Annotated in this window: 9 protein-coding genes and 1 pseudogene; all 10 read left to right on the top strand. The window is 37.3% G+C overall.

The window, feature by feature from the left end:
* Positions 1-144 precede the first annotated feature (144 nt).
* Positions 145-390 carry a hypothetical protein gene (locus tag L647_RS0102830; protein ID WP_024609851.1) on the top strand — a complete coding sequence of 82 codons (246 nt, stop codon included), beginning with the start codon at positions 145-147 and terminating at the stop codon, positions 388-390.
* Positions 391-564: 174 nt separating this feature from the next.
* Positions 565-972 carry a hypothetical protein gene (locus L647_RS0102825; RefSeq protein ID WP_024609850.1) on the top strand — a complete coding sequence of 136 codons (408 nt, stop codon included), beginning with the start codon at positions 565-567 and terminating at the stop codon, positions 970-972.
* A gap of 100 nt (positions 973-1,072) precedes the next feature.
* On the top strand, positions 1,073-1,531 hold the full coding sequence (locus tag L647_RS0102820; protein ID WP_024609849.1) for a GAF domain-containing protein: 459 nt from the start codon (positions 1,073-1,075) through the stop codon (positions 1,529-1,531).
* Positions 1,531-1,815 carry a hypothetical protein gene (locus L647_RS0102815; RefSeq protein ID WP_024609848.1) on the top strand — a complete coding sequence of 95 codons (285 nt, stop codon included), beginning with the start codon at positions 1,531-1,533 and terminating at the stop codon, positions 1,813-1,815. Before L647_RS0102820 ends, L647_RS0102815 begins: the two co-directional genes overlap by 1 nt.
* Before the next feature lie 8 nt (positions 1,816-1,823).
* Positions 1,824-2,474, top strand: a complete 651-nt coding sequence (gene proQ / locus L647_RS0102810) for an RNA chaperone ProQ (protein WP_024609847.1) — start codon at positions 1,824-1,826, stop codon at positions 2,472-2,474.
* 26 nt (positions 2,475-2,500) lie between these two features.
* The gene (gene prc / locus L647_RS0102805) at positions 2,501-4,462 is read left to right on the top strand and encodes a carboxy terminal-processing peptidase (RefSeq protein WP_024609846.1); all 1,962 of its coding nucleotides are present in this window, start codon (positions 2,501-2,503) and stop codon (positions 4,460-4,462) included.
* Between the two features lie 181 nt (positions 4,463-4,643).
* Positions 4,644-6,107 carry a Na+/H+ antiporter NhaC gene (gene nhaC, locus L647_RS0102800; protein WP_024609845.1) on the top strand — a complete coding sequence of 488 codons (1,464 nt, stop codon included), beginning with the start codon at positions 4,644-4,646 and terminating at the stop codon, positions 6,105-6,107.
* 43 nt (positions 6,108-6,150) lie between these two features.
* Positions 6,151-8,745, top strand: a complete 2,595-nt coding sequence (gene pepN / locus L647_RS0102795; protein WP_024609844.1) for an aminopeptidase N — start codon at positions 6,151-6,153, stop codon at positions 8,743-8,745.
* Positions 8,746-8,967 (top strand): DUF2835 family protein, encoded by a 222-nt coding sequence (locus L647_RS01000000123545; RefSeq protein ID WP_033024233.1) that lies wholly within the window; start codon positions 8,746-8,748, stop codon positions 8,965-8,967. It abuts the gene before it with no gap.
* Positions 8,968-9,220: 253 nt separating this feature from the next.
* Positions 9,221-11,324, top strand: a pseudogene (locus L647_RS01000000123540) (DUF1302 domain-containing protein).
* Position 11,325: the final 1 nt, after the last annotated feature.

Raw genomic sequence — 11,325 nt, 5'->3', positions numbered from 1 at the left:
CAGCCATTGTGTTAAGTATTGTGTATGTTGAGATGCTAATTCGACGAGGAAAGCAGCGCGAAGTTACATTATCAAAATTATTTCAATGCACTAAAAGTGACTTTTATACGCAACAAGCTTACTTAAATTGATTGGGAAACGACCATGCTAGAACTATTTATTGTAATAATTATATTTAGCTCACCCTTTTTGATTCTTACTATTACTAAACGTTATTTCACCTATAAAACTACAATAATGGCAGCGCAAGTAAAATTTAAAGGACTGAATAATAATAAGATAACAAAATTAGAGGAACAAACAGCGATGTTGAACAAAAGATTGGCAGTGCTAGAGGAAATAGTAACATCTCGCCACTTTGAGTTATCAAATAAAATAGCTCAGTTATAAGCACTTTGATAAGTATAACCCAAACGTATGAGCCTATTAATTTATTAATAGGCTCATACTGCAATAAGGTTTATTTTTAATCATAAATTACGACCATAGTCTCTATTTCTAAGCTTTAGATCTTGGTGCATGCTTAATACATTAAAATTTATACTCTGTATTAAGGATTATTAGATGAAACATCAACTCGCAAAAAGCGTCGCGCTTTCATTATTGTCCCCGGTAATTATTGGCAGCTTGTTAGGATTGTATTATGCACTAACGCTACAGGGTGATTTCTTATCCGTATTTTTTCAACTGTTGATGACTGCTATCTCAAATGCACATATTGTAGGCTTAACGATGGCGGCCTTTGTTGTGCCAGGGTACTTACTAATGTTTAAGTATTCTAAAGTTAATTATTCAGGTGTATTAACGCTTGGTTTGTTAGGTGGCGCTATATTTAGTTACTTATTAAGTGCCTCTACTGGCGAGATATTTTTAATTAATAGCGTGATGTCAGCATTTGCGGCCGGACTGTTTTTATTTGGTCTTCGCAAATCGGTAAAAAATAATCGCAGCATTATTAACCAAGCACGCTGATAAACGGTGCGATTTCCTTTTTTTTACCTTCAAAAGGTTCCAATTTTTCACGACAAAGAGTACCTTTAGCTACTGTCTGTTTAATAAGAAGTAGTTTGGTATGCAAAAGCACGATTTTTACCAGTCATTAGTTAAGCAAACTGAATCGCTGATAGCTGGTGAATCTAATGTAATTGCCAATTTGGCAAATATAAGCGCGCTGTTATTTACCTCTTTAGAAGATGTAAATTGGGCGGGTTTTTACTTTATGGATTCTCCTACTGAATTAGTACTTGGCCCGTTTCAAGGTAACCCTGCATGTATTCGTATCCCAGTAGGGAAAGGGGTATGTGGAACTGCAGCAGCAACCGCAGAAACACAATTAATTGAAGATGTTCACGCTTTTGATGGGCATATAGCCTGTGATGCAGCGTCTAACTCTGAATTAGTTGTACCTATCATGAAACATGGTAAAGTATTTGCCGTACTCGATATCGATAGTCCAAGTATTGGCCGATTTGATACTGATGACAAAGCCGGTCTTGAAGCATTAGTAAAATGCTTAGAGGCGAGCCTGTAATGAAAGATTTGCTAAATGTTCAAGACTACCTATTTGCTGTACAAGATGTTGGCGACTGGGAAGGCGAAGAAGAACATGTAGCGGAAACGCTCAATGATTTGATTCACATAGCTTGGGATCGTCTTCCAGATGATGCAGAGTGTGAGTTTATTGATGAAACAATTAATGGTATTTGGGAACACCTTCGAGGTGATATGGCTGTAATTGAAGCTGACTTTGAAGAGCTGGTCGACTGGGTAATACACTACGTCGATTCGTCCCTTGATGAAAGATGTGAAAAATAGGTTCTAAAATGGAAACCACAAACAAGCTAAAAGATATTAATGAAGTGTTGGAATTTTTATATCAAGAATTCCCTCAATGTTTTAAACAAAAAGACGGTATCAAACCGCTTAAAGTCGGTATTTTTAAAGATATTGCTGAGCGTATTGAAGGGTCTGAAAAAGTAAGTAAGACTCAAGTACGTCAAGCGCTTAGAAAATACACGTCTAATTGGCGTTATTTAGAAGCTGTGACTAAGTCAGAGTTTCGTATTGATCTTGATGGTAATCAAGCTGAAAAAGTTGAGCAAGAGCATATCGACCATGCACAAAAAGCATTGGAAGAAAGCCGCGCTAAAATGGCAAAACGCAAAAAACAACAGCGTCCTCGCCAAGATTCTGATTCAAAATCTTTCAAGAAAAAACCAGCTCATGCTAGCAAAACAGGTGACAAAAATGCTTCACCTGCTAATAAATCTGCTAAAGCAGCACCGGTTAAGCGTTCAGGAAAAATTGAACCTTTACCAGCAACTGAGGTCAAGGTTAATAACAAGGTTAAGGTTAAACTTGGCCAAGCACTTGTAAATGCAGTAATCACTGAAGTAAACAAAGACGACGTTCATGTTGAATTAGTGACAGGTATGCAAGTTAAAACCAAAGCTGACAGCTTATACATCATTTAAGTTGTAAATAAATTAAGGAGTTGTGTATGAGTAAAAAGTTTACGCTCATTCCGTTAGTTGCTGCCCTGTTTTCAGGTTCATTATTTGCTGCTGTAGAAGCCNTGGCTAGCTTATTTGCTCGTTCACACTATATACCGGTTCGATTTAACGATGAGCTTTCTAGTAAAGTTTACGATCGTTATATCGAATCCCTTGATTTTAATAAAAGCGTTTTTTTAGCAAGTGATATAGCTTCTTTTGAACAGTATCGTGATGACTTTGATAACGCTTTAACTACCGGTAAATTAGGCTTTACGTTTGATATTTTTAATCTAAGCCTTAAACGCCGCTTTGAACGTTACGAGTATTCACTTACTTTGCTTGAAAAAGAAATGACGTTTGATAAAGAAGATGAATACTTTTTTGACCGCGAAGATGCAGCATGGCCAACATCGCAAACTGAACTTGACGAAATTTGGCGAGAACGTGTTAAGTACGATGCTTTACGTTTAAAAATGACCGGTAAAGATTGGGAAGGCATTAAAGAAGTGCTGACCAAACGTTACAAAAATGCAGAAAAGCGTTTAGTACAATCAAACCCTGAAGATGCATTTCAATTAGTATTGAATTCTTTGGCACGTAGTATTGAGGCACATACGTCTTACTTATCACCACGTCGTGCTGAACAGTTTAAAATGGACATGGACCTAGAACTTGAAGGTATAGGTGCTGTATTAAGTCCAGATGAAGATTATACGGTTATCCGCAGTTTAGTACCGGGTGGCCCAGCAGATAAGACAGATCAGATAAAAGCTGACGATCGCATTATTGGTGTTGCTCAAGATGACGAAGAATTCGTTGATGTTATTGGCTGGCGTTTAGATGATGTAGTCGACTTAATAAAAGGTCCTAAAGGGACCAAAGTACGTTTACAGTATTTAAAAGGCGCTGATGCACATGGCACGCCTAAAGTTGTTGAAATCACGCGTGATAAAATTCGCTTAGAAGACAGAGCAGCTAAGTCAGAAGTATTTGAAGCTAAATATTCTGATTTAACAAGCAAAGTTGGAGTAATCGAAATTCCTGGTTTTTACAATAATCTTTCAAAAGATGTAAAAGTAGAACTTGCGAAGCTTAAAGAACAGAAAGTTGATGGGATTATTATTGATCTGCGTCAAAATGGCGGTGGTTCTTTATATGAAGCAACACAGCTCTCGGGATTGTTTTTTGATCAAGGTCCTGTTGTTCAGATTCATACTTTAAATAACCGAATTGAAGAGCAGAGAGACCGTGATGGTATTACTTATTACGATGGTCCGCTTACTGTACTAGTAGACAGATACAGCGCCTCGGCATCTGAAATATTTGCTGCTGCAATGCAAGACTACGGTCGTGCTGTTATTATTGGCGAGCAAACGTTTGGTAAAGGTACTGTACAACAGCATAAAGGGTTAGGTCGCCCATACGATTTATACGACAACGAGCTTGGTAGTGTGCAATATACTATTGCTAAGTTTTACCGCATAAATGGTGGTAGTACACAGCACAAAGGCGTTATTCCAGATATTTCATTTCCATCAGCAATTGATCCTGCTGAGTGGGGCGAAAGCAAACAAGATAATGCTTTGCCATGGGATAGTATTGTTAAAGCTAAGTACAATAAATTGCATAACTTAACGCCAGTTATTACGTATCTTGAAAAACATCATGAAGAGCGTATTAAATCGGAACCAGAGTTTGGTTATGTATTTGACGACATTGCTTTGTACAATGAAGAGAAAGATCGTAAAACAATATCTTTAGTTGAAGCAAAACGTATTAAAGAAAAAGATGAAGGTGAAGCACGTGCACTTGTACGTACAAACGAACGTCTTAAGCGTTTAGGTAAAGATCCGGTTGAAAACCTAGATGACCTACCAGAAGTAATTGAAGAGCTTGACCCGTTTTTAGAAGAAGCGGCATTAATTACTCAGGATTACATTAAATATGGTCGTATAGCTAAAAAATAACTATTGGTTTTACCTCTATAAAAAAGGCGCTTTAGCGCCTTTTTTACTACCTATAATTTACTAAATTGCTATAATTACCGATTACATAAAGTTGGGTTGATATTGCATTACCCAATTCATGCGCTAAATGTGCTAAAAATAATAATTAAACACACATTAAGTGTGTGTAGGAGTCTCTACTTTGAAGCCATTGGAAGATAAACCAATCAAGCCCGCCTCGTTTTTTGACGCACTCATTCCTATCTCTGTTTTAATATGCTTGTTAGGTGCAGCCGTATATTTATTTGGTGATAGTTCATCATCAGGTCCGAATCAAATTGCACTTTTATTTGCTACTTTTGCAGCCGCATTAATTGGTCTTAAAAATGGCTATACGTGGAAAAAACTAGAACAAGCTATGATTGAAGGTATTACCTTATCGCTTGGTGCTATTTTAATTTTATTAATGGTAGGTGCTTTGATAGGGACTTGGTTGTTATCAGGGACTGTTCCTACCTTAATATACTATGGCTTACAGGTTATAAACCCAAGTTGGTTTTATGCAGCAAGTTGCTTAATTTGTGGCATTGTAGCAATGAGTATTGGAAGTTCTTGGACAACCGCAGCAACTATTGGTGTTGCGTTACTTGGTGTTGCTACTGGTCTTGGGCTTGAGCAAACAGTTACAGCAGGCGCTGTAATTTCGGGCGCCTATTTTGGTGATAAGCTAAGTCCGCTATCGGAAACAACTAATCTAGCACCTGCTGTTGTTGGTGCTGATTTATTTGAGCATATTCAACATATGCTATGGACAACAGTTCCCAGCTTTGTAATAGCGCTTATTATATTTATATTTATGGGTTTTAATGCCCCAGCGTCAAGCGAGGCAGGGCGCATTGATGAAATTACAGCTATTTTACAACAAAACTTTAATATTGGTTTTGAAATGTTAATACCGTTAATTGTACTTTTAGTTTTAGCGATTAGAAAAATGCCTGCTTTCCCAGCTATTTCTATTGGCGCTGTAGTTGGTGCTATTTGGGCTATGTTATTTCAATCAGATTTAATTAGCAGCCAAATTGATGTATCTCAAGGTCAATTAGTCGGTTATTTTAAGTTGGTTTGGACTACCTTTTTTGATGGTTTTAGCATAAGTACCGGTGATGCTAAAATGGATTCATTACTCAGTGGCGGTGGTATGTCAGGTATGTTAACAACAACATGGTTGATAATGACCGCACTTATGTTTGGTGCCATTATGGAAAAAACGGGTCTTTTAGATATTTTTGTTAAAAGTATTCTTAAAATAGCTAAAAGTACGGGTTCACTAATAGCAGCAACGATTGCGACTTGTATTGGTACTAACGTTATAGCAGCAGATCAGTACATTGCAATTGTAGTACCTGGGCGTATGTTTAAAGATGAATACGAAAAACGGGGGTTAAAGCCTGTAAATTTATCTCGTACATTAGAAGATGGTGGCACTATTACAAGCCCACTGATTCCGTGGAACACTTGTGGTGCTTACATGCAAAGCGTTCTATTAATAAACCCTTTTGATTATGCACTTTACGCTTTCTTTAACTTAATCAACCCTGTTTTAGCGGTTATTTATGCCTACTTAGGTATTAAAATTTTACGTATTAAGCCAAAACAATCTGCCTAATTTAATTAGCTCCTTTATTCAAAGGAGCTTTTTTGGAGTATATATGACTGAATCAAGCAAACCTCAAACGCAATATTTAAAAGACTACAAAGCTCCGGATTTTTTAATTGACCACACAGAACTTACTTTTGATTTACAGCCTTTAACGACTAAAGTAAGTGCGTTATTAACGCTAAATCGTAGTGGTGCTAAAAATGCACCATTAGTGCTAGATGGTATTAATTTACGCCTAATTTCTTTATCGATTGATACAGTTGATGTTACTGATTATGAAATAGTGGGTGAGCAACTTATTATAAATAACCTGCCAGATAGCTGCCAATTAAATATAGTGACAGAGATATCACCAGAAACGAATACATCACTAGAAGGGCTTTATCTTTCGGGTGGTGCATATAGCACACAATGTGAAGCGCAAGGGTTTAGAAAAATCACGTATTACATGGACCGTCCTGATGTTTTATCTACATTTGACGTAACTATTATTGCCGATACTAAATACCCACATTTACTTTCAAATGGTAATAAAGTCGATAGTGGTGAAACAAAAGATGGTCGTCATTTTGCAAAATGGCAAGACCCGTTTAAAAAGCCAAGTTATTTATTTGCATTGGTTGCTGGCGATTTTGATGTTTTAAAAGATAATTACATTACTAAAAGTGGTAGAGATATTGAATTAGCGCTGTTTGTTGATAAAGGAAATTTGTCGAAAACTCCTCACGCAATCGCATCGCTCAAAAAAGCAATGCAGTGGGATGAAGAACGTTTTAATTTAGAGTATGACCTTGATATATATATGATAGTAGCCGTTGATTTTTTCAATATGGGTGCAATGGAAAATAAAGGTTTAAATATTTTTAATAGTAAATGTGTTTTAGCAAACCAAGAAACTGCAACGGATAAAGACTACCATACGATTGAATCGATAGTAGGGCATGAGTATTTTCACAACTGGACTGGCAACCGAGTTACCTGTAGAGACTGGTTTCAATTATCGCTAAAAGAAGGTTTAACGGTATTTAGAGATCAAGAGTTTAGTAGTGACCTAGGTTCACGGGCTTTAAACAGAATTGATGCAGTAAAAGTAATGCGTACTCACCAGTTTAGTGAAGATGCAGGACCTATGTCGCATCCTATTCGTCCTGAAAAAGTTATTGAAATGAATAACTTTTATACGGTTACCGTGTATGACAAAGGTGCTGAAGTTATTCGCATGATGCATACATTACTAGGTGAAACTAACTTTCAAAAAGGTATGACACTTTATTTTGAGCGACATGACGGTCAAGCAGTTACTTGCGATGACTTTGTGAGTGCAATGAGTGACGCATCGGGCGTAAGCCTTGAGCAATTTAAACGCTGGTATAGTCAATCGGGCACACCTCGTCTAAATGCGATACAACATTATGACGCAAATATAAATACATACAGTTTAACAATAGAGCAAACTGCGCCTACTAATCAGGTAAATAATAAGCCATTGCATATTCCTTTTGCTATTGAATTATTGGATTCGAATGGTAAAAGCATTGAATTACAATATAAAGGCGAAAAAGTTGACTATGTACTTGATGTAACTAAAGATACTCAAATATTTAAGTTCGATAATATTACAGAACAACCGGTTGCTGTATTGCTTGAAGATTTCTCGGCGCCTTGTATTTTGAATCAACATACTAGTGAGCAAGATTTACTGCATATAATGCGTTTTGCTCGTAGTGATTTTTCACGCTGGGATGCTCAACAACAATTATTTATAAATGCAGTTAAAGATAATGTAATTAAAGCGAGTAGTAACCTATTAAGTGATGAGATTATTGAGTCGCTACGCGCCTTAGTAAGCTCAAAACAAGGTGATTTAGCATTAATTGCAGAACTACTAAAACTACCAAGTTTTGATACATTAGCGGCTGAATTTGACGTAATTCCAGTTGATGACATTATTGCCGTAACAAATGCGTTTGAAAAACAAATTGCCGAAGCTCTAACTGCTGAATTTATAACATGTTTTGAATCACTAATAGATGACGGAAGTGTAAGTGCAAGTGCGGTGGCTATTCGTTCATTAAAGCAGTTGTGTTTACATTATCTGGCTCAAACAGATAGTCCTCATGCATCAGACTTTATTAGGCATTCTGCTGGTTCATCTAATATGACCAATGTATTAGGTGCATTGAGCGCTGCAGTTAAAGCATCGCACCCAATTTGTAACGAGTTACTAAATCATTTTGATAGCCAGTGGCGTCATGATGTATTGGTTATGGATAAGTGGTTTGCTCTGCAAGCTATGCAAACCGCAGATGATGCTATTGCAAATATAAAAGCGTTATACGAGCACCCATGTTTTGATTTTTCAAATCCTAACCGCGTTCGCGCATTAGTGGGTAGTTTTAGCCATTTTAATACACAGCACTTCCATCGTGCTGATGGTGAGGGCTATGCGCTTTTAGGTGATTTATTAATAAAACTTAACGCAATAAATCCACAAAATGCATCTCGCATGCTTACTCCGTTTATGTCGTGGAAACGTTATGATGGTGAGCGTGCACAAGCGATGAAACAGCAGCTATTACGTTTGGCCAATTTAGACGGCCTTAGCGATGATCTGTTTGAAAAAGTAGAGAAAGCGCTTGCCTAGATGACTGAGTATTATTTTAGTTTAAAACTGAGCTATAGCGACTGCATGGATTACTACCATGGTCGTTTTAGCTCATTGCAAGTAGTTGAAGATGGCGGGAAAACCATTCGTTTTTCTGCTCATCATTTAAGACCTTATATTTCGAGCCTAGGAATACGAGGTCGTTTTAGAATGTTATTAACCCCCGAAAACAAATTTATTCGCATTGAACGAGTGGCTTAACACTTTATTTTTATGTTATATAATTATAAAAATATTATCTTTTTGTTAATTTCAATTTGTCCTATTGTTAAATAACGTGTATAAATTGTCTGGTACGACGTCTTACCAATACGTAAACGTCAGCCATTTAAAAAATTTATAACTGATTGGATGCGACTAATTTGTAATTTATCTAATTCGCTTCTATCGTTACGATTACACTAAAAACAATAACTTGATCACACAAAATGACCCGCGACAGGGGGGAACCACAATGATAAGAAGATCGCTTTTTGTTCGAAATAAAATTGTTTTAGGTCTAGCAGNCAGCCGCTAGCTTAGGGCTATCTGCAGCCAACACACACGCTGTAACATTTGAGGCCGGAGGGTTTGATATTACCTTCGATTCAACTTTTTCATATGGACAGAGTACTCGAGTAGAAGACAGGGACTTTAACTTAATAGGTAAAAGTAACAATCCTGCTTTTGATTGGACAGGCTATCATCCTGCATCAAATACAATTTATTCATCACAAGATGTATGGGCTCAACCAGGTTCATACTCAAATAATGGTGATGCAGGTAATTTAAATTTTGATAGCGGTGATTCATTTTCTAAATTATTAAAGGGTACGCACGACTTATCAATCAATAAAGATAACTATGGTCTGTTTACTCGTTTTATGTATTTTTACGACTTTGCACTTATGGATGGTTATCATGCCTATTCCAACCCAACGTCTGGTGAAGGTGTAGACCCATGTGACGATAGAGCGACAAAAGCGCAAAGCTGTGCAGATATTCGTTTACTTGATGCATTTGTATGGGCTGATTTCGATCTAAATGATGGTAATAACCCTCTTTCTGTTCGAATTGGTCAACAAGTAGTTAACTGGGGAGAAAGTACACTTATCTCGCATGGTATTAACGTAAACCCAGTTGATATAGACCGTTTAAAAGCACCAGGTGCTGAGCTTAAAGAAGCGTTTATTCCGGTTGGAATGTTGTGGGCTTCATTAGGTATTACTGAAAACATTACCCTTGAGGGTTTTTATCAGTACCAATGGCAAGAAACACGCTTGCCAGCTGCAGGCACTTATTTTTCTACTAATGATTTTGCTGCTGAAAATGGCTATCAACAAAATGTTCAACTGGGTTTTACTTCTAATCCCGATATAGATTTAGCATTTTTAACAAATAGCTTAAATAACTTAACCACAGATTTTGCTCAAGCCGCTGCAGCTCAAGGTATTGATCCTTCAAGTGCAGAGGGCAGTGCATTACTAGCTCAAATGTATCTTGCGCATCCAACTAAGGTTGCGTTAAAAGGTAAAGGCGATGATGGCAAGTCAGAACCAGATGACGGTGGTCAATACGGCTTACGCCTAGGTGTGTTTTTACCTGATTTTAATGATACTGAGGTTGCATTATATCATGTGAATTATCATAGTCGCCGTCCACTTATTTCTGGTCGTGTATCTAACTTTACTTCAGAAGCAATTGCTCAAGATTTATCGATATTGCTAAGTGGTACTGAAATTACTAGCAATAATATTTCTGAGCTTCAAGCCTTTTCTAAAGCAACCAACGAATACCCAGAAGATATTAAGCTTTATGGTTTAAGTTTTAATACGTCGTTGGGCGAAACTGCATTTGCAGGTGAATTTACTTTTCGAGAAGATGAACCACTGCAAATTGATGACGTTGAGTTACTTTATACAGCAATGCCTGAGCAGTTAGCTGTTGCTGGTATTCGCCCTGATTTTGCTGGTATTTCGCAGATGAGCTTTGGCGATGCAATAAGCTCTGTGGGTCCGGGTGAAATTGCACAAGGTTATATTGAACGCAATACATCACAGTTACAATTTACTGCGACTCATTTATTTGGTCCTTCATTGGGAGCTGATAGTTGGGCTGTGGTAGGTGAAGTAGGTGGAGTACGTATTCACAGTATGCCTACTTATGATGAGATGCGTTTAAATGTATCGGGTACAGGTAGAAGCGGAACAATTACCGGACCAGGTACTACTGATTACTCAACATTACAACTTGGTTTATCTAATGGTGCAGAAGAGAAGTCATTCGCGACAGCTTCATCATGGGGTTATCGTCTAATTGCTAAAGGTGATTACTTTAATCTTTATAATGGCATTAACTTTTCACCACGTTTTGTTTTTTCTCATGACGTAAATGGTAATACGCCAGATCCTATGTTCTTATTTATTGAAGACCGTAAGTCATTAGGCGCAACCATGAACTTTAATTACCAAAATGCGTGGTCACTTGATGTGAGCTACAACTCGTTTTGGGGTGGCGGTGATATAAATACTTTCTCAGACCGCGACTACGTTTCTTTTAATCTAAAATATTCTATTTAGG

Source organism: Pseudoalteromonas sp. TB64 (assembly GCF_000498095.1).
Taxonomy (GTDB): domain Bacteria; phylum Pseudomonadota; class Gammaproteobacteria; order Enterobacterales; family Alteromonadaceae; genus Pseudoalteromonas.
This window is presented reverse-complemented; position numbering and strand designations above follow the sequence as displayed.

What these genes read in the sequence shown, in the direction of transcription:
- L647_RS0102830 (WP_024609851.1), top strand. Translation starts at nt 145, where the DNA reads ATGCTAGAACTATTTATTGTAATAATTATATTTAGCTCACCCTTTTTG.
- L647_RS0102825 (WP_024609850.1), top strand. Translation starts at nt 565, where the DNA reads ATGAAACATCAACTCGCAAAAAGCGTCGCGCTTTCATTATTGTCCCCG.
- L647_RS0102820 (WP_024609849.1), top strand. Translation starts at nt 1,073, where the DNA reads ATGCAAAAGCACGATTTTTACCAGTCATTAGTTAAGCAAACTGAATCG.
- L647_RS0102815 (WP_024609848.1), top strand. Translation starts at nt 1,531, where the DNA reads ATGAAAGATTTGCTAAATGTTCAAGACTACCTATTTGCTGTACAAGAT.
- proQ (WP_024609847.1), top strand. Translation starts at nt 1,824, where the DNA reads ATGGAAACCACAAACAAGCTAAAAGATATTAATGAAGTGTTGGAATTT.
- pepN (WP_024609844.1), top strand. Translation starts at nt 6,151, where the DNA reads ATGACTGAATCAAGCAAACCTCAAACGCAATATTTAAAAGACTACAAA.
- L647_RS01000000123545 (WP_033024233.1), top strand. Translation starts at nt 8,746, where the DNA reads ATGACTGAGTATTATTTTAGTTTAAAACTGAGCTATAGCGACTGCATG.